The organism is Curtobacterium sp. 18060, assembly GCF_902706105.1.
In the GTDB taxonomy this organism is placed as follows: domain Bacteria; phylum Actinomycetota; class Actinomycetes; order Actinomycetales; family Microbacteriaceae; genus Curtobacterium.
In genome coordinates, this window is sequence record NZ_CACSJV010000060.1 from 1 (window position 1) to 18,587 (window position 18,587).

General features: G+C 71.2%; 17 protein-coding genes. 6 read left to right on the forward strand and 11 right to left on the reverse strand.

Annotation, left to right across the window (positions count from 1 at the left end):
* Nucleotides 1-88 precede the first annotated feature (88 nt).
* Nucleotides 89-931 carry a helix-turn-helix domain-containing protein gene (locus GVL05_RS17760; protein ID WP_159573995.1) on the forward strand — a complete coding sequence of 281 codons (843 nt, stop codon included), beginning with the start codon at nt 89-91 and terminating at the stop codon, nt 929-931.
* 101 nt (nt 932-1,032) lie between these two features.
* Nucleotides 1,033-1,614 carry a hypothetical protein gene (locus tag GVL05_RS17765; protein ID WP_159573996.1) on the forward strand — a complete coding sequence of 194 codons (582 nt, stop codon included), beginning with the start codon at nt 1,033-1,035 and terminating at the stop codon, nt 1,612-1,614.
* 41 nt (nt 1,615-1,655) lie between these two features.
* Here GVL05_RS17765 and GVL05_RS17770 read toward each other — a convergent pair whose 3' ends face one another.
* The 7 genes from GVL05_RS17770 to GVL05_RS17800 form a co-directional block, all read right to left on the reverse strand.
* A complete protein-coding gene (locus GVL05_RS17770) occupies nt 1,656-3,308 on the reverse strand; it encodes an ABC transporter ATP-binding protein (RefSeq protein ID WP_159573997.1) in 1,653 nt (550 codons plus the stop codon).
* Entirely contained in the window at nt 3,305-3,871 is a 567-nt protein-coding gene (locus tag GVL05_RS17775) for a GbsR/MarR family transcriptional regulator (RefSeq protein WP_131845425.1), read from the reverse strand. Before GVL05_RS17775 ends, GVL05_RS17770 begins: the two co-directional genes overlap by 4 nt.
* Complete coding sequence (locus GVL05_RS17780; protein WP_235036048.1) at nt 3,868-5,277, reverse strand: serine hydrolase; 1,410 nt, start codon at nt 5,275-5,277, stop codon at nt 3,868-3,870. The genes GVL05_RS17775 and GVL05_RS17780 overlap by 4 nt, the downstream gene beginning before the upstream one ends.
* Nucleotides 5,278-5,361: 84 nt before the next feature.
* The gene (locus tag GVL05_RS17785; protein ID WP_131845424.1) at nt 5,362-6,252 is read right to left on the reverse strand and encodes an ABC transporter permease; all 891 of its coding nucleotides are present in this window, start codon (nt 6,250-6,252) and stop codon (nt 5,362-5,364) included.
* Nucleotides 6,249-7,190 carry an ABC transporter permease gene (locus tag GVL05_RS17790; protein ID WP_123341105.1) on the reverse strand — a complete coding sequence of 314 codons (942 nt, stop codon included), beginning with the start codon at nt 7,188-7,190 and terminating at the stop codon, nt 6,249-6,251. The genes GVL05_RS17785 and GVL05_RS17790 overlap by 4 nt, the downstream gene beginning before the upstream one ends.
* Nucleotides 7,190-8,584 carry a M14 family zinc carboxypeptidase gene (locus GVL05_RS17795; RefSeq protein WP_159573998.1) on the reverse strand — a complete coding sequence of 465 codons (1,395 nt, stop codon included), beginning with the start codon at nt 8,582-8,584 and terminating at the stop codon, nt 7,190-7,192. Before GVL05_RS17795 ends, GVL05_RS17790 begins: the two co-directional genes overlap by 1 nt.
* A gap of 11 nt (nt 8,585-8,595) precedes the next feature.
* Nucleotides 8,596-10,182 carry an ABC transporter substrate-binding protein gene (locus GVL05_RS17800; RefSeq protein WP_235036049.1) on the reverse strand — a complete coding sequence of 529 codons (1,587 nt, stop codon included), beginning with the start codon at nt 10,180-10,182 and terminating at the stop codon, nt 8,596-8,598.
* Nucleotides 10,183-10,340: 158 nt separating this feature from the next.
* Here GVL05_RS17800 and GVL05_RS17805 point away from each other — a divergent pair, with 158 nt between their 5' ends.
* Both GVL05_RS17805 and GVL05_RS17810 read left to right on the forward strand, forming a co-directional pair.
* Nucleotides 10,341-11,048 (forward strand): FMN-binding negative transcriptional regulator, encoded by a 708-nt coding sequence (locus tag GVL05_RS17805; protein WP_159573999.1) that lies wholly within the window; start codon nt 10,341-10,343, stop codon nt 11,046-11,048.
* Nucleotides 11,049-11,056: 8 nt separating this feature from the next.
* Entirely contained in the window at nt 11,057-12,526 is a 1,470-nt protein-coding gene (locus GVL05_RS17810) for an amidohydrolase (RefSeq protein ID WP_159574000.1), read from the forward strand.
* Between the two features lie 6 nt (nt 12,527-12,532).
* On the opposite strand, the gene GVL05_RS17815 is transcribed toward GVL05_RS17810, so the two are convergent.
* From GVL05_RS17815 to GVL05_RS17825, 3 genes are read right to left on the reverse strand one after another with little or no spacing between them, the layout of a single operon-like run.
* Nucleotides 12,533-13,462: an Fpg/Nei family DNA glycosylase gene (locus GVL05_RS17815; RefSeq protein ID WP_159574001.1), complete on the reverse strand. Its 930-nt coding sequence runs from the start codon at nt 13,460-13,462 to the stop codon at nt 12,533-12,535.
* A 9-nt stretch (nt 13,463-13,471) separates the two neighbouring features.
* Nucleotides 13,472-13,969 carry a ribose-5-phosphate isomerase gene (locus GVL05_RS17820; protein WP_159574002.1) on the reverse strand — a complete coding sequence of 166 codons (498 nt, stop codon included), beginning with the start codon at nt 13,967-13,969 and terminating at the stop codon, nt 13,472-13,474.
* 22 nt (nt 13,970-13,991) lie between these two features.
* Complete coding sequence (locus tag GVL05_RS17825; protein WP_123673322.1) at nt 13,992-14,600, reverse strand: XRE family transcriptional regulator; 609 nt, start codon at nt 14,598-14,600, stop codon at nt 13,992-13,994.
* Between GVL05_RS17825 and GVL05_RS17830 the strand changes: the two genes are divergently transcribed.
* Nucleotides 14,599-15,126 carry a GNAT family N-acetyltransferase gene (locus GVL05_RS17830; RefSeq protein WP_131921652.1) on the forward strand — a complete coding sequence of 176 codons (528 nt, stop codon included), beginning with the start codon at nt 14,599-14,601 and terminating at the stop codon, nt 15,124-15,126. The genes GVL05_RS17825 and GVL05_RS17830 overlap by 2 nt on opposite strands.
* Before the next feature lie 52 nt (nt 15,127-15,178).
* On the opposite strand, the gene GVL05_RS17835 is transcribed toward GVL05_RS17830, so the two are convergent.
* Nucleotides 15,179-15,844 carry a DsbA family protein gene (locus GVL05_RS17835; protein WP_123293997.1) on the reverse strand — a complete coding sequence of 222 codons (666 nt, stop codon included), beginning with the start codon at nt 15,842-15,844 and terminating at the stop codon, nt 15,179-15,181.
* A 122-nt stretch (nt 15,845-15,966) separates the two neighbouring features.
* On the opposite strand from GVL05_RS17835, the gene pepN reads away from it, so the two are divergent.
* The gene (gene pepN, locus GVL05_RS17840; protein ID WP_159574003.1) at nt 15,967-18,546 is read left to right on the forward strand and encodes an aminopeptidase N; all 2,580 of its coding nucleotides are present in this window, start codon (nt 15,967-15,969) and stop codon (nt 18,544-18,546) included.
* Nucleotides 18,547-18,587: the final 41 nt, after the last annotated feature.

Here is an 18,587-nt window from a genome sequence, read left to right on the forward strand (position 1 = left end):
TCCCCACCCCGGGTGGGGTTATCCCCCCTCTCCACAGATCTCCCGAGGCCGATCGTCGCGGGACGGCCCGCAGGACATGCTCGTGGTGATGGGCGACGCACTCCGAGCACTGATCGACGCCGTCGGCCTCGAGGTCGGCCCCGGCGAGGAGATCCGATCCGACGACGACCGCTGGACGCTCGATCTCGATCCGGACGGTACGCACGCCTGGGTCGCGACCCGGCACCGGCCGGTCTGGCTCCACCGCGACGACGCACTCGTGTTCATCGAGGCTGGTGGAGCCGCACTGGTCGAGCAGCACCCGACGACGTCGATCGGCTCCGACCCCGAGCGGCACGGTCCGCCTCGAACTGCTCCTTCGTACGACTTCCCGCACGAGGCCCTGTTCGCCGACACCGGCGTCGTCGTCGGATCGGCGACGCTGGGGCCACTCGCTGCCGAGGTCCTCGCGCTCCCGTCGATCGCCACCACCCAGCCCGCGGGCTTCCCGTCGGCGGACGTCGTGCTGGCGCTGCGTCACGTCGGTCACCTCGACGGCGGCCGGTGGCACGGCGTGCAGCAGGATGCGCTCGCGCGACTCGTGGTCACGACCGTGCTCCACGACAACCCACCGCCCTTGCTGCGCGACAACAGCCTGGCGAGGGTCCTCGACCGGCTCTTCGACCCGGCGGGCGGGCACTCGACTGCGGACCTGCTCGACGGCGTCGGCATGTCTCCGCGCACCCTCGAGCGTCGGTGCACCGAGACCACGGGCTGCACGCCGGCCCAGCTCGGGCGGTGGTTCCGGAGCCTCGGCGTCCGGAGTGCACTCACCCGGGGTGACCGTCCCGCCGAGGTCGCTGCACGCTTCGGCTTCAGCACCACCGCCTCCATGCGACGCGCGCTGCAGCGGGTCCGCGCACCGGAGACCGACCTCCCTCGGAGGTTCTGACGGTTCTGGTTCACGAATCCCGCGGTTCGCGAACCAGAACCGTCAGCCGCCCGGACAGAACATGCTTTCCCCGCCGCGCGGGCTGCGCGTAGTGTGCGGGCATGCAGAACATCACGGGGGTTCGGGTGGTCTCGGCCGCGGCGGTCGTCGCAGCCGTTGTGTTCGGGGCGCGTGGACTGGTGGGGACGATCTGGCTCGCGCCGTGGGACCTGCCGAACGGACTGCTCCTCGTCGCCACGGCGCTCGCCGGGCTGGCGGGTGCGGTCGTGCTCGTCGCCGCGGTGCGCGCTCGGGACCGCCGGGCGCTCGCGTTCGCGGTGTCGGTCCTGGCGTTCGCGCTCCTGTGGCCCGCGCCGGGTTGGGCCACCGCGGTGCTCGTCGTCGTCGCGCAGGGTGCACTCGTGGCGTTCGGCGTGCTGACCGTCCGGAACGAGGACGGCGCGCAGCGGGCCTTCGGCTGGGTCGTCACCGTGGCGGCGTCGCTGTGGTTCGTCAGCGCGCTGCTGTCGAACGCGGTGCTCCTCACGGCGCTGCCGCAGGAGGCACTCGGCATCGCCTTCTCCGTCCCGGGGCTGCTGCAGACCGTGGCGTACCTGGCGGCGACGGTGCTCGTCGCCGTCCCGCTCCTGCGTCCGGTGGGTCGGGGCGTGAACGCGCTCTGGGCCTCGGCCGAGGTGCGCTGACTCCGCAACGACGCTGAGATCGCAGGGCCGGCGAGCGCCCCTCAGCCGGCCCGTGCCGCCAGGCGCTCGGATCGGCGCACTGCCTGTTCGTCCGGGTCCGGCACCGGCGCGGCCTGGATGAGTCGACGCGTGTAGGGGTCCTGCGGCGACCGGAGGATGGCGTCGCGACTCCCCTGCTCGGCGACCTTCCCGCCGTGCAGCACGACGACCCGGTCGCACAGCGTGTCGACCACGGCCAGGTCGTGGGTGACGAACAGGCACGCGAAGCCGAGGCGTTCCTGCAGCTCACGGAAGACGTCGAGCACCCGGGCCTGCACCGAGACGTCGAGGGCGCTCGTCGGCTCGTCGGCGATGAGAAGTGCGGGGTCGAGTGCGACGGCGCGGGCGATCGCGACGCGCTGCCGTTGTCCGCCGGAGAGCTCGTGCGGGAAGCGCTCGCGGTACCCGCCGTCCAGGCCGACGTCGGCGAGCAACCGCTCCACGCGTTCGTCGATCTGGGCCGACGGCAGGCGCAGGATCTGCCGGAGCGGCTCGGCGACGGTCTGTCCGACCGTGTAGCGCGGGTTGAGCGACCGGAGCGGGTTCTGGAAGACCACGCCGACGTGTCGCCGCATCTCCCGGCGAGCTGCTCGCCGGGCGACTGCCACGTCGGTGCCCTCGACGACGACCGAACCGGACGTGATCGGTGCGAGCCCCACGGCGGCGCGGCCGATGGTGGTCTTCCCGCTGCCGGACTCGCCCACGAGGCCGACGATCTCACCGCGACCGACCGTGAACGACACGTCGTCGACCGCGCGGAACCGCCCGCGCAGTGCACCGCCGTACTCGACCACGAGGTGCCGGACGTCGAGGACGACCGACGGGGCCTCCGTGACGGGGTCGACCCGCGCCTCCCGGCCGACCTCGGTGCCCATGCGTGGGACCGCAGCGAGCAGGTCGCGGGTGTAGTCGGCGGACGGTGCGGCGAAGACCGCGGCGACGGTGCCCGTCTCGACGACGCGACCGCGGCGCATGACGACCACGCGGTCGGCGATGTCGGCGACGACGCCCATGTCGTGGGTGATGAGGAGGATCGCGGTGCCGGTGCGTTCGCGCAGCGCACGCAGGACGTCGAGCACCTCGGCCTGCACCGTGACGTCGAGTGCGGTCGTCGGCTCGTCGGCGATGAGCAGGTCGGGGTCGGCGGCGAGCGCCATCGCGATCATCACCCGCTGCGCCTGTCCGCCGGAGAGCTCGTGCGGGTACTGGCCGAGCCGGCGTTCGGGTTCCGGCACCTCGACGGCACGCAGGAGTTCGAGCGACCGCTCGCGGACGGCGGCGCGGTCGTGCGAGGCGTCGGCGCGGCGGACGGCCTCGGCCAGCTGGAACCCGACCGTGAACACCGGGTTGAGCGCGGCCGACGGGTCCTGGAAGATCATCGACACGCTGCGGCCGCGGACCCCGCGCAGGGTGCGTTCGTCGGTGCCGAGCACCTCGAGGTCGCCGAGCCGGATGCTGCCGGAGGAGCGCGCGCCGTCCGGCGCGATCCCCATCGCCGTCATCGCGGTCATGCTCTTGCCGGATCCGGACTCCCCGACGACGGCGACTACCTCGCCGCGGCCGACGGTGAACGAGGCGTCGTCGACCGCGCGGACCTCGGCGCCGTCGACGTCGAAGGTCACGGACAGGTGGTCGACGGTCAGGACGTCGGTCATGGGGTCTCCGAGCGGTCGGTGCGGTCGCGGGCGGCCTTGAACGCCTCCCAGTCCTCGAGCATCTTGTGGTGGTGGCCCTGCAACCACTGCATGTAGTCGCGGCCGTTGAGCAGGCGCTCGCGGACCTCGGCGTCGACGTCGCCCGCCCCGGTGCGGCCGGCGTGCTCGACCACCGCCAGGCCGTGTCCGATGATGTCGCGCTGCCGGTCGAGGTACTTCCGTTCGCCGGCGAGCCAGGAGCCCCAGACGTCGGCCTCGGCGCGGAAGTAGTGGCTACGCTCGCCGGCGACGATCTGCCGCTTCACGAACCCGGAGTCGACGAGGCGGCGCGTCGCCATCGAGACCGAGCCCGAGCTGGCGCCGAGGGCCCGTTGCAGGTCGGCGGAGGACGAGTGCGGCGCGCGGGTCATCATGAGGTAGCCGAGCACGCGGGCGTCGGTGAGCGCCATGCCCGCACCGTCGTTGAGCATGAGGGCGAACTCCTCGACGAACGCCTGACGCTCGGGTTCGAGCACGACGTCGTCGTGCCCGACACCGACGCCCCGACCGTCGACGTCGCTCACGGTGCCAGCCCTGCCGCGACCTCGGGCGACTCGGTCGGGATCGTCCACGGTTCCTCGGTCATGCCACCGCCGGCGCGGATCGACCGCACGGCGCCGTCGGCGTCGCGCGTGAAGGTGATGTCCTCGTCGACCGAGCCGAAGCGGTTGCCGTGCGTCATCCGGAGCGTGTCCGCGTCGACGACCTCGAGTCGGGTGGGGGTGTCGAGCGGTTCGGGTCCGGACGGGTCGACTTCGACGAGCCGGTCGCCGATGCGGGCGATGTCGCTGACGCCCCACGGGTTGGCGAAGCGTCCGGTGTACGCGGCGGTGTCGACGTCGTCGGGCACGGGGGTACCCGGCGCGGATGTGTCCGCCGCGGCGTCGAGCATCTGCACGATGGCGGTGGCGATGAGGGTGGCGGGCCCGGCGGCGGCGCTCGTCATGACGGACACGACGAGTCCGGATGCCGGGTCGAACAGCGACTGCGTGATGTGCCCGGGGAACCCGCCCGAGTGGCCGCGGACGTCGCGCCCTCCGATGCGGTCGACGATGAACCCGGCGCCGTAGCCGCGGGCGGCCGGGTCGTCGGTGGCGCTCCAGGCCTTGCGCTGCGCGAGTCGCTTCGAGTGGTCGTCGAGCAGGCTGCCGGCCCCGATGACGTGCTGCGAGAAGTACTTGACCAGGTCGGAGGCGGTGCCGTGGAACCCGGTGGCGGCGGCCATGGCGTGGGTGTCCACGTGGTCGATGCGCTGCCGCTGCCGCGCGGTGTGGAACCCGGTGTACCCGACCACGAAGTCGTCGGCGCGCGTGGGGTCCCAGTCGGGGCCGGTGTTCCGCAGGCCCAGGGGTTCGGTGATCGACTCGCGGACGAAGTCGTTGTAGGACTGCCCGGAGACCGCGGCGATGACGAGCCCGAGCAGCGAGTAGCCGAGGTTCGAGTAGTTGAACGACGATCCGGTGGGGACCTTCTGCCCGCGGTCGAGCACGAGTGCCAGCAGCTCCTGCTCGTCGGGGAACGGGCGCAGGAGCGACCAGTAGTCGCCGTCGTGGCCGTCGCGGATGACCCCGGCGCCCATCTCCATGAGCTCACGGATCGTGGCGTCGGCGAGCGGGGAGCCGCCGTCGACCAGCGCCGGGACGTACGTGCCGACGGTGTCGTCGAGCCGGAGCGACCCGCGCTCGGCGAGCTGGAGCAGTGCCGTCGCGGTGAAGGTCTTCGAGTGCGAGGCGATGCGGAACAGGTCGGTGGTGGTCAGGCGGCGCCCGGCCTCGACGTCGGCGTAGCCCCAGGCTTCGTCGAACAGCACCTCGCCGCCGAACCCGATGGCGACCTGCACGCCCGGCACCCGCAGCTGCCAGACCTTGTACGACACCCACTCGTGGATGTACGGCAGGGTCTTCCGGTACGCGGAGAGGGTGTCGGTCACGGTGGTCCTTTCGAAGGGCGGTGGTTCGAGTCTGGCGCGTCGGTCGCGACGGTGCCCACCGCGACGCGGCGTGCACCGTGCAGGTCAGCGCCGACGCGGGTCGAGCGCGGCGCGCAGCGTGTCGCCGAGCGCGATGACGGAGAGCACCGTGACGGCGAGGAACGCCGCGGGTGCGATGAGCATGTGCGGGGCGCGGAGGAACTGCGACGTCGCGGCGGAGAGCTGCAGCCCCCACGAGATCGCCGGGCTCTCGAGCCCGATGCCGAGGTAGGTCAGCGACGACTCGGACACGATGACGCCGCCGACGGTGATGGTCGCGAGCACGAGCAGCGGCGAGATCGACGACGGCAGCACGTACCGGGTGGTGATCCGCCAGGTCGACAGCCCCATCGTGCGGGCGGCGAGCACGAACTCGGCGTTCCGCACGCTGCGGACGCTCGACCGCACGAGCCGGGCCATCGTCGGCCACCCGAACAGCGCGAGCACGAGCGACACCGTCAGCACGGACCGCTCCCCCACGCTGTTGAGCACCACGACGGCGCCGAGCAGGAACGGGAAGCCGAGGAACACGTCGGTCAGGCGGGCGAGCACGGCATCGACCCAGCCGCCGACCATGCCGGCGATCGTCCCGACGACGACGGCGACCATGCCGGCGAGCACGGTGGTGAGCACCGCGACGGCGATCGACGACCGCGTGCCGTACACGACGTTGGCGTACACGTCGCAGCCCTGCAGGTCGAAGCCGAACGGGTGCCCGCTGGTCGGCGAGGCGCCGCTCTGCCCGAGGTCGCACACCCGGGGGTCGCCGTGGCCGAACAGTCCGGCGAACAGCTGCGGGAACGACGCGATGAGCAGCACGACGACCAGGACCGACGCGGGCACCCAGAAGCCCGGGGTGCGGGCCGCGGCCAGCAGGGGTCGTCGTCGGCCGCCGAGGACGGGCTCGACGGTGGCGCTGAGCGCTGAGGTGGTCATGCGGCTGCTCCGGTCCGGACGCGGGGGTCGAGGGCGGCGTGCAGCAGGTCGACGAGCACACTCGTGACGAGGAACACCAGGATGAGCGCGGTCGAGATGCCGACGACGACGGCGCCCTCGTGCGACCGGATGCCCTGGAACAGCAGGTTCCCGACCCCGGGCAGGTTGAAGATGCCCTCGATGATCACGGTGCCGCCCATCAGGTACCCGAGGTCGGTCGCCAGGTAGGTGGCGGTGGGGATGAGCGAGTTCCGCATCACGTGCACGCCGACGATCCGACCGGGCGCGAGCCCCTTGGCCCGTGCGGTCCGGACGTAGTCGGCGTCGAGCGTCTCGATCATCGAGGTGCGGGTGAGCCGGGACACCGCGGCGAGCCCGAACAGCGCGATGACGAACGCCGGCAGGATGTACGCCGTCGGCCAGCCTGCGGTGACGCCGGCGACCGGGAACCAGTGCAGCCGCACCGAGAACACCAGCTGCAGGGCGACGCCGAGGACGAACACGGGGATCGCACCGACGACGATGGTGCCGACCAGCACCGTCTTGTCGAGGGCGGTCCCGCGCTTCAGGGCGGAGAGCACCCCGAGCCCGATGCCCAGGACGATCTCGAGGGCCCACGCGGTGAGCGCCAGGGTGATCGTGACGGGCCACCGCGAGGCCATCTGCTCGCCGACGGACTGCCCGTTGAAGTCGGTGCCGAAGTCGCCGCGGAACAGCCCGCCGAGGTACTGCACGTACTGCAGCCAGAGCGGCTGGTCCAGGTGGTACTCAGCCCGGAGCGTGCGGACGACCGCGTCGCTGAGCGGCCGGTCGCCGCCGAGCGCCCGGATCGGGTCACCGGGCAGCGCGAACGTCATCGCGTAGATGAGGAACGTCACCCCGAGGAACACGATGGCCAGGCCGCCGAGCCGGCGACCGACGGCGAGCGTGGGACGCATCACGCGCCTCCCGACACGGCCGCCGACACCGGACGGGAGGCGCGGGTCGGGTCCGCCACGTGACTCGCGCAGGCGAGGATCGCCCCGTACTGCACCCCCACCAGTTTCCGCACCGGGATCGGGTCCGCCTCGGTGGCCGAGTCGGCCTGCCAGTGCGCGTAGCGCTCCGCCAGGCGGTCGCGCAGGCGCCGGAGCGGCGCGGACGCCGTACCGGCGGTGGTCTCCGCCTCGAACGCGCGGAGCAGCATGCCGCCGTAGCGCAGCCGGAAGCAGCGGACCAGGTCCTCGCAGCCGAAGCGCTCCGCGACGGTGGCCCGCCGGTCGGCCGGCTCCCGGTCGGCCCGGCGGCGGTCGGTGTCCGCCGTGCCGACGAGCATCGGCACGAAGGCGCGCGACGCCTCGAGGAACGGCGACTCGATCGACAGCATCGGCGACGCCTCGTCGAGCAGCTGCTGGAGTTCCTCGCCCGAGGCACCGAGTTCGGCGGAGCAGCGCCGCAGCAGGTCGGCGTACGACTCGTCGGTCGGGGTCTGGTCGTCGGCGTCCGGGTGGCTCCAGTACGGCAGTTCGGCGACCATGCACAGTGCTCCGTGCCGCATCGCCCACGCCGCGCTCGACGCACCGTGGATGTGCTCGCCCGGGTCGACCCCGAGTGCTTCGAGGTAGTCGTACGCGGTCTCGATCCCGTCCATCGCGAACACCGCGGGGGCGAGCTCGCGCAGGAACGGCGACTCGGGCTCCCCGGTGTCGAGCGGCAGCCCGAGCGCGGCGGGGACTGCGTGCAGGGTGTCGACGACGTCGGGCAGGTCCTCGGACAGGTAGTAGTAGACCCCGCCCATCTCGCCGTTGTGCAGCGACACCAGCAGGTCCGGCTCGGTGTCGTCGATGAGCCGCATGAACGCGAGCGTCTCCGGCAGCACCTGGTCGAAGTACACCGACTTGTGGCTGTTCGGGAACGTCCACTCCACCTGGCTGTCGGGTGCCGGGCGGTAGAAGTGCCGCGAGTAGAACACCCGGTCGTGCGGGTCGTGGAACCACGCCTCGTTGAGCCGCATGCCGTCCGGGTCGATCGTCGGGACGATGTGCCAGGTGACGTCGAGCGCACGGGCGTCGTCGTCGGTGAGCACCGTCTCGGCGAGGTGCAGGGCCGTCCACGAACCGATCGGTTCGTTCGGGTGCACGCCGCCGACCACGACGGCGGCGTGCGACCCGGTGCCGATCCGGTAGGAGTGCAGTGGTTCGCCGAGCCGGCTGGTGCCGATCCGGGTGACCGTGACCCGGTCCGGGTGGGACGCTGCGAGCGCGTCGAACCGGGCGTGCAGGTCGTCGACGAGCGGGAAGCCGTCGTGGTCGGGGACCTCGGCCGCCAGGCGGAGGATGGTGCGCTGGTCCATGTGGTGGTGCCCTACTTCACGGCGATCTGCGCGACGACCGGGCTGCCGGCGACCGCGGGGAGCTTCGTGACCTTGTCGCTCGTGACGTACGAGTACTTGTCGAAGAAGGTCGGCACGACGGGGAAGTCCTCGAGCACGGCCTCCTGCGTCTTCGTGTAGTACTCGTTCGCCTCGTCCTGCGAGCCGGCGGAGTCGGCCTTCGCCAGCAGCGCGTCGACGGTGTCGGACTGGTAGTACCCGGTGCAGGGCGAGCAACCGCCCGCCAGGGTGAACAGGGCGCGGAGGGTGTTCTGCTGGCTGATGTACAGCGCACCCCAGTGACCGAAGTGCGGGCCGGCGACCTTCTTGTCCGTCAGCTCGGAGTAGTACGAGGCCCAGTCGGTGGTGGCCTTCGCGACGGTGTCGACGCCCAGGTTCTGCCGGATCTGGTTGGCGTACGCCTCGTAGAGCGAGTCGAGGCCGCTGCCGCCGGGGTAGACGAGCGTGATCGTGCCGTCGAAGCCGCCGGACTTCGCCAGGAGCTGCTTCGCCGCCGCGGGGTCGAACTCGCACGCGTCGCCGCAGATGCCCTCTTCGGTGCCGGACATCGACGGGGGCGTGAGTGCGGTGGCGGGTTCGTACAGGCCGCCGTAGATGGCGGTGTTCACCTCGTCGCGGTCGATCGACATCGAGATCGCGCGACGGACGTCGGGGTCGGAGTACCGGTCGTCCCAGAGCGGGAAGCCGAGGTAGTCGATGCCCGGGGCGTCGAAGGAGTGCAGGCGGTCACCGAAGTCGGCCTTCGCGCTCGTCATCTTGTCGGTCGGCAGGAACAGCACGTCGGCGTTGCCCGCGAGGACGTCGGTGTAGGCGGTGTTCATGTCCGAGTAGCTCCGGAACGTGACGTCCTTCGTGACCGGCTTCGTGCCCTCGTAGTCCTTCCACGCGGTGACGGTGAACTCCTTGTCCGCCTTCCACGCCGACTGCATCTCGTAGGGGCCGTTCCCGATCGGCTTCTTGTCGTACGCCTTCAGGTCGTCGTAGGCGGCCTCGGGCATCGGGTAGAACGCCGTCTGGGCCTGGCTGAGCTGGAGCGGGAACTGGCTGTCGGCGTGGGTGAGCGTGACCGTGAAGGTGTCCTTGCCGGTGACCTGCAGCCCCGACATCTCCTTCGTCTTCGGGGTGCCCTTCGCCGGGTTGAGGTCCGTGTACCCGACGATCGCGGCGAGCTGCCCGCTGTTCTCCCACGCGTTGGGGCCGTAGGCGACGTGGTTCCAGGCCTTCACGTAGCTCTCCGGGGTGACGGCCTCGCCGTTCTGGAACGTCCAGCCGTCGCGGAGGGTGATGGTCCACGTGGTGGCGTCGTCGCTCTCGACGCTCTTCGCGGCGACGTCGTGGAGCTCGCCCTTCGCGTCGGTCTGCGTCAGCGGCGCGAACAGGCTCTGCACCTGGTCGAACGCGACGGTCTGTCGTCCGGGCGTCAGGTGGTCGGGCTCGCCGGTGGCGTACACCAGGCTCGATCCGCCGGCGGAGTCGGCCGTGCCGCTCGCCGAACAGCCGGTCACCACGAGCGCCAGTGTGGCTGCCGTGGCCAGGGCGGCGATGGTCCTGCGTCGCATGGGGGTCTCCTCGGGTCGTCGTTGATGAGTGAAGCTAGGCCCGATCGAGCACCCGGCACAATGCTTCTTTCAATGAACTCTGAAACTTTTACCGTTCTGAAACACTCGCGAAACGACAGGTGTCGCGCTCGACCGGGGCCGTGTGCCACGCTCGGACCATGCGGCACACACCCCACTTCCTGATGACGGACGTCGACGAGGTCAAGCGCCTCGTCGCCGGCAACCCGTGGGCCACGATCGTGTCGCACACCGACGCCGGGATCGTCGCGTCGCACTACCCGTTCCTGCTCGAGACACCCGGGCCGGACGACGACCCCGACCAGGTCGTCCTCGTCTCGCACGTCGGCCGCCCCGACGAACTCGCGCACGAACTCGGCCGCCACGAGGTCCTGGTCGTGGTGCAGGGTCCGCACGGCTACGTCTCCCCCGCCTGGTACCCGCCCGAGCAGTTCGTGCCGACCTGGAACCACGTCACCGCCCACCTGTGGGGCACGCCCGAGCTGCTGTCCGACGACGAGAACTTCCGGGTGCTCGGCGAGCTCGTCGACCACTTCGAGCGCGTCATGCCCGAGCCGGTGTCCCTCGAGATCGACGAGGAGACCGCGCGCCGGATGGCGAAGGGCACCGTGGGCATCCGCATCCGGGTCACCCGGTTCGACGCCCGTGCGAAGCTCTCCCAGAACAAGGCCCCCGAGGTCGTCGACCGCATCATCGCGGGGCTGCGCGGCGACGGCCCCTACGCGTCGCCGGCGCTCGCCGACGAGATGGAGCGGGTCCGGTCCGTCGGGCCCACGACGGACAGCCGGGAGGCGCTGGGCCCACGCCGCCGGTTCCGGGCCGACGCGCCAGCGGCGGACCGGCCGTGACGGTGGGGATGAGCGAGATCCTGCTCCGCACCGTCCGCAGGGTGGGCACCTCCGGGGCCCCTGCCGACGTCCGCATCGCCGACGGCCTGGTCACCGAGATCGCGCCGGCCGGCGCGCTCGACCCCGCCGGCCCCGACACCGAGGTCGTCGAGGCCGCCGGCGCCTGGCTCGGCCCCGGCCTCCGCGACCACCACACGCACTTCGACCAGTGGGCCCTGGTGCGCCGCCGCGTCGACGTCTCCGGCTGCGACTCCGCGGAGTCGACCGCCGACCTCCTCGCCGCGGTCGCGCGGACCGGGGTGCCGGACCGCGTGCTGATCGGCCACGGCTACCGCGACGGGTTGTGGCCGACCCCCGCACGACGCGAGCTGCTCGACCAGGCCGCACCGGGCCTCCCGACCGTCGTCATCAGCGGTGACCTGCACGCGGTCTGGTGCAACGCCCTCGCGCTCGCGCACTTCTCCGCACTCGTCGGCCGGCCGCTCGAGGCGGGTGACGACGGGATCCTGCGCGAGCAGGACGCCTTCGACGTGACCGGTGCGCTCTCGCAGGTGCCGGACGACCTGCTCGACGGGTACGTCGCCGACGCCGCGGAGGCCGCTGCCGCCCGCGGTGTGACGGGCATCGTCGACCTCGAGATGCGCTTCGGCCTCGACCGCTGGGCACGCCGGATCCACGCCGGCACCGACGCCCTCCGCGTGTCGTCGGGCGTCTACCCGGCGGAACTCGACGCCGTGATCGACCGCGGGCTCCGCACCGGCGACGTCGTCGACCGGACCCGGGGCCTCCTCACGATGGGGCCGTTCAAGGTCGTCACCGACGGCTCGCTCGGCACCCGGACCGCAGCCATGACCGACGGCTCCGGCGTGCTGGCGTGGGAGTTCGACGACCTCGTCGCGATCACCCGCCGAGCCGTCGACGCCGGACTCGTCCCCGCGATCCACGCCATCGGCGACCGGGCGAACACCCTCGCGCTCGACGTCTTCGAAGCCGTCGGCGCCCGCGGCACCATCGAGCACGCGCAACTGCTCGTCGACACCGACGTCGACCGGTTCGCCAGGCTCGGAGTGGCCGCCTCGGTGCAGCCCGAGCACGCCATGGACGACCGCGACATCGCCGACCGGCACTGGGCGGGCCGCACCGACCGTGCCTTCGCGTTCGCGTCGCTCGCCCGAGCCGGTGCCCGGCTGCTGCTCGGGTCGGACGCCCCCGTCGCGCCGCTCGACCCGTGGATCTCGATGGCCGCGGCCGTCGGACGCGACCGGGACGGCCGCGACCCGTGGCACCCCGCCGAACGGCTCTCCGCGCTCGCCGCGTGGCAGGGCTCGACGGACGGTCGGGTCAGCGTCGCGGTCGGTGACGTCGCGGACCTGGTGCTCGTCGGGTCGGACCCGCTGGCGGCGTCGTCGTCCTCGTTGCGGTCGATGCGGGTGCTCGCGACCGCGATCGCCGGGCGGTTCACGTACTCAGAGCTCTGAAGCGCGCTACTTCTGGTCCTTCGGGCACCAGTAGAGCTTCCGACCGGCCATGTCGGCCACCCGGATCTCGGTGCCGCACACCCGACAGGGCTCACCCTGGCGGTGGTACACCCAGTGCCGGTCCTTGCGCGAGCGCTGCGCCCTCTTGTACTCGGCGTCGGACAGGCCGTCCATCGTCATCATCAGGCCGTCGCGGACGCCGTCGTGCAGCAGCTTCGACCAGTCCGCCCACAGCGCCTTCGCCTGCTTGACGGTGATCTTCTTGCCGACCTTGTACGGGTCGATGCGCTGCCGGAACAGCAGCTCGGCCCGGTAGATGTTGCCGATGCCGCTCACCACGGACTGGTCCATGAGCAGCTGGCCGATGGCGACGTTCCGCTTCCGGACGTTGTCCACGAACGTCTTCTCGGCCTCGGGACCGTCGTCGTTCATCGGGTCGGGGCCGAGCTTGTCGAGGGCACGCTGCACCTCGGCCGGGGTCTCCACCACGCAGGCGGTCGGACCGCGCAAGTCAGCGACGGTGTCCTCGGTCAGGATCCGGACGCGCACCTGGCCGACGGGGTCCGGCGGGAAGGACTCGATCGGGTCCTCGACCTTCTCCTGCTCGGCCATCCGGTACCGCGCCAGGCGTGGAGCGCCGATGGAGGTGAGCGATTCCTCGCCGTCGTCGTCGGCCGACAGCGCCGTGGCGGTCGACAGGTCGCCGGCGAAGTCCCACGCACCGTAGAGCCCGAGGTGGACGCGCAGGAACAGGTCGCCCTCGAACTCGAGGAACATCTGCTTCGCCACCGCACGGGCAGCGATCATGCGCTTGCCGTCGATCTGGGCGGCCCCGGCGGCGAACCGCCCCTGCGGACTGGACACCTCGCAGCGCTTGCCGACGAAGTGCCGGGTGAACTGGTTGGCGATTCGGTGGACGGAGTGACCCTCGGGCATGGGACCTGTCTACTCGGCCGAGCCGTCGATCTGCTTGCCGGCGATGTGCCCCGTCTGCTCGTACTCGGCCAGCTGCGCGATGCGGCGCGCGTGACGCTCCTCGCCCGAGAACGGCTCGGCGATGAACAGGTCGACGAAGCGGATCGCTTCGTCCTCGGTGTGCTGGCGCGCACCGATCGAGATGACGTTCGCGTCGTTGTGCTGGCGTGCGAGGAGTGCGGTCGACTCGTTCCAGACGAGCGCTGCGCGGACGCCCTCGACCTTGTTCGCGGCGATCTGCTCACCGTTGCCGGAGCCGCCGAACACGACACCGAGCGCCTGGACGCCGGCACTCTGGTCCTGCACCACGGCGTGCGCGGCGTTGATGCAGAACGAGGGGTAGTCGTCGAGCGCGTCGTACTCGGTCGGTCCGTGGTCCACGACCTCGTGCCCGGCTTCGGTCAGGTGCGTTGCGAGGGTCTGGTTGAACTCGAGGCCGGCGTGGTCCGTTCCGAGGTGGATGCGCATGGAACCGATCCTATTCCTGCGACTACTGCCCCCGGACCACCACGACGACGTACCGCGTGGGCCCCTCGCCCGGGTTCCGGTAGACCACGTCGGCGGGGTCACCGAGCTCGATCCGGTCGCCCGCGGCGAGCCGCGTCGGCTCGCCGCCGACGACGAGCTCGAGCACGCCGTCGACCACCCAGATGCAGTGCCGCAGGAACGCATAGGCGGACGCCGGGTAGGCCACTTCGCGGCCGGCCGGGAGGCGCACCTCGGTGACGTCCGCGGGGAACGCCGCGCTCGAGACCGGACGGCGGCGGTACCCGGTGTCGGGATCGGTCCAGGACTCCGCGGTCGCGCCGCGTTGGATGCCACGTGCGTCGTCGGGGTCGGTCGCCCTGGGCACCTCGTGCTCGAGGGCTTCGTCGAGGAGCTGCGAGATCGTCAGGCCGAAGGCGCCGGAGAGCCGGCCGAGGATCGTCGCGGTGGGGCTCGACACCCCGCGCTCGACGCGGTTGATCATCGCGCGGGAGACACCGGACTCCTCGGCGAGCTCGGTGAGGCTCCACTTGCGTTCGGTGCGCAGGCGCTGGAGGCGCTCGCCGAGGGCCCGTTCCGCGAGACCCGGCTCGTCGTCTACGATGTGAGACATGACGACAGCATATGCGACGAACGGGGCGGATCCGGTCGTGGTGCGCGATTGCGGACCCCGCGACCTCGACGTCGTGCACGCCCTGCACGTCGACGCCGTGCTGCACTCCACCGCCATCTGGCAGGAGACCCCGCACCCCCGCGCGTACTTCGACGACTGGCTGGCCGAGCGGCAGGGCGACGGGTACCCGGTGCTCGTCGCCGAGGTCGACGGCACCGTGGCCGGGTACGCCACGTACTCCCAGTGGCGGCCGCACCACGGGTACCGGCTGACCGTCGAGCACAGCGTCTACGTGGTCGAGTCGTTCCGCGGTCGGGGCATCGCCTCGACCCTGATGCGGTCGCTCGTCGAGCGCGCGACCGCCGAGGGCCGGCACGTCATGATGGCCGGGATCTGCAGCACGAACACCGGGTCGATCGCGCTGCACGAGAAGCTCGGGTTCAGCACGGTCGCGGTCGTGCCCGAGGTCGGACGCAAGTTCGACCGGTGGCTGGACCTGACGCTCATGCGCCTGCCCCTCGCTTGACGCGAGCCGAGGGGCGGGGGCGAGCCGCGCCTCCCGTCCGCTTGCCGGAGCGTCAGGCGGTGGTGTCGAAGACCGGGCCGACGGTGCGCGAGCGCTTGAGCTCGAAGAAGCCGGGGTACTTCGCCACGGCGACGACGCCGTCCCACAGGTCGAGCGCCTCCTGGCCCTTGGGTGCCGGGGAGATGACCGGGCCGAAGAACGCGGTGCCGGCGACGGCGATGACGGGCGTGCCGACGTCCTGTCCGACGCGGTCGATGCCGTCCTGGTGGCTGACGCGCACGGCGGCGTCGACCTCGTCCGTCCAGGCGTACTCGAGCAGGTCGGCGTCGAGGCCGAGCTCCGCGAGCACGGCGGGGACCACCTGGTCGGGGTCCTGCTCCTGGCGGTGGTGGATGTGCTCACCGAGGGCGTCGTAGAGCGGCTTCACGATGTCCTGGCCGAGCCGGAGCCGCGCCGCCGTGACGATGCGCGGGTAGAGCTGCCCCTTGTGGATGCGCTCGCGGTACTCGTCGGGGATGTCCTGGTCCTCGTTCAGGACGAACAGGCTCATCACCTTCCACGTGACGTCGAGGTCGCGGTGCTCGGCGACCTCGCCCACCCAGCGGCTCGTCATCCAGGCCCAGGGGCAGTTCGGGTCGAACCAGAACTCCACGGTGGTGCGTTCGGTCGGGTGTTCCGTCGTGTGTTCCGTCGTCTTGTCCACAGTCGTCTCGCTCACGCTCCGAGCGTACGCGGCGTCGCTAGGCTGGGGATGACCGTCCCGCCGGTGCACGACGCCGTGCCGGGACTCCCCCTCGCGGACCACGATCGTCCGCGTCCTCAGCGAAGATGGAGCGTTGCGTGCCCGGAGAGAACCTCACCAGAACCGAAGCCCAGGAACGTGCCGGCATCGTCAGCGTGCAGACGTACGACGTCGAGCTCGACCTGACCCGCGGCGCCGAGACGTTCGGCAGCACCACCCGCGTGCGCTTCACCGCGACCGCCGGTGCGTCCACGTTCATCGACGCGATCACGAAGACCGTGCACTCCGTCACCCTGAACGGCACCGCGCTCGACGTCGCCGCGGTGAACGACGGCGTCCGCATCCAGCTCGACGACCTGCAGGAGCAGAACGAGCTCGTGGTCGTCAGCGACGCGCTGTACACGAACACCGGCGAGGGCCTGCACCGCTTCGTCGACCCCGTGGACGACGAGGTGTACCTGTACTCCCAGTTCGAGGTCCCCGACTCGCGCCGCATGTTCGCGGTGTTCGAGCAGCCCGACCTCAAGGCCCAGTTCTCCTTCACCGTGACGGCGCCGTCACGGTGGCAGGTCGTGTCGAACTCCCCGACGCCCGAGCCCCACGTCGACGGTGAGAACGCGACCTGGGCCTTCCCACCCACCGCGACCATCTCGAGCTACATCACCGCGCTCATCGCCGGCCCGTACGAGGTCGTCCGCGACGAACTCACGAGCAGCGACGGCCGGACCATCCCGCTCGGCGTCTTCGCGCGCAAGTCGCTGGCCGAGTACCTCGACCCCGAGTACGTGTTCGAGACCACCAAGAAGGGCTTCGCCTACTACGAGGAGAAGTTCGACGTCCCGTACCCGTTCGAGAAGTACGACCAGCTCTTCGTGCCGGAGTTCAACGCCGGCGCGATGGAGAACGCGGGCGCGGTCACGTTCACCGAGACCTACGTCTTCCGTTCGAAGGTGACCGACGCCATCAAGGAGCGCAGGGTCGTCACGATCCTGCACGAGCTCGCGCACATGTGGTTCGGCGACCTCGTCACCATGAAGTGGTGGAACGACCTGTGGCTGAACGAGTCGTTCGCCGAGTGGGCCTCCACGATCGCCACCGCCGAGGCCACCGAGTGGACCGAGGCCTGGACCACGTTCCAGGCGATGGAGAAGTCCTGGGCATACCGCCAGGACCAGCTCCCCTCGACCCACCCGATCGTCGCGACGATCAACGACCTCGAGGACGTCCAGGTCAACTTCGACGGCATCACGTACGCCAAGGGCGGTTCCGTCCTGAAGCAGCTCGTGGCGTGGGTCGGCATCGACGCGTTCTTCGCCGGCGTCTCGGCCTACTTCAAGAAGCACCACCACTCGAACACCGAGCTGCGCGACCTGCTCGTCGAGCTCGAGGCGACCAGCGGCCGTGACCTGTCCGAGTGGTCGAAGCTCTGGCTCGAGACCGCGGGCGTCAACACGCTCCGCCCGGAGATCGAGGTCGACGCGTCCGGCGCGATCACCTCGTTCGCCGTCCTGCAGGAAGCGCCGGCCGACTACCCGACGCTCCGCCCGCACCGCCTGGCCATCGGCGTCTACTCCTTCGGGACGGACGACTCCGCGCCGTTCGGTGCCGACACCGCGTCGTCCGGCGGCAAGCTCGAGCGCGTGCACCGCGTCGAGATCGACGTCGACGGCGCACGCACCGAGGTCCCCGAGCTCGTCGGCGTGCAGCGCGGCGACCTCGTGCTCCTCAACGACGACGACCTGGCCTACGCCAAGATCCGTCTCGACGAGCAGTCCCGCACGACGGCGATCGAGCACCTCGCGGCCATCGCGAACCCGCTCGCCCGCTCCATCGTGTGGGGTGCGATGTGGGACGCCACGCGCGACGCCGAGTCGCCCGCCAGCGACTACGTCCGGCTCGCGCTCGGCAACATCGCGACCGAGTCCGAGTCGACGACCATCCGCACGACCCTGTCGCAGCTGCTCCTGACGACGCGCAACTACGTGGCGCCGTCGAAGGTCGACGCCACGGTCCGCACGGTGGGCGAGACGCTCTGGCAGCTCGCGGCCTCGGCCGAGGCCGGCTCGGACGCCCAGTTCCAGTTCGTGAAGTTCTTCGCGCAGATCGCGTCGACACCCGAGCACGTCGCCACCCTGCAGGGGCTGCGCGACGGTTCGGTCACGCTGAACGGGCTCGAGATCGACACCGACCTGCGCTGGGAGCTGCTCGAGGGCCTCGTGCTCGCCGGTGCCGCCTCCGATGCCGAGGTCGACGCCGAACTCGCGGCCGACAAGACCGCGTCGGGTGAGCAGGCCGCGGCCCGCGCCCGTGCGACGATCCCGACCGCCGAGGGCAAGCTGGCCGCTTTCGCGTCGCTCGTCGACTCGTCCGAGCTGCCGAACGCGATCGTGCGCCAGACCACGGTCGGGTTCCAGCACGTGAACAGCCCCGTCGTGCTCGAAGGCCTCGTGCCGAAGTACTTCGAGGTGCTCACCCGCATCTGGGCCGAGCGCAGCTACCACATGGCCGACACCATCGTCTCGGGCCTCTACCCGGCGCCGCTCGCGTCGGCCGAGCTCCGCGACGCCGCCCACGCGTGGCTCGAGGCGCACCCGGAGACCCCGGCGCTGCGGCGCATCGTGTCCGAGAGCGTCGCGGGCACGGAGCGTGCGCTCCGGGTGCAGGCTGCCGACGCCTGAGTCGCTCGTGAACACGGGCGGGGCCTCGGCGTTCCTCATGG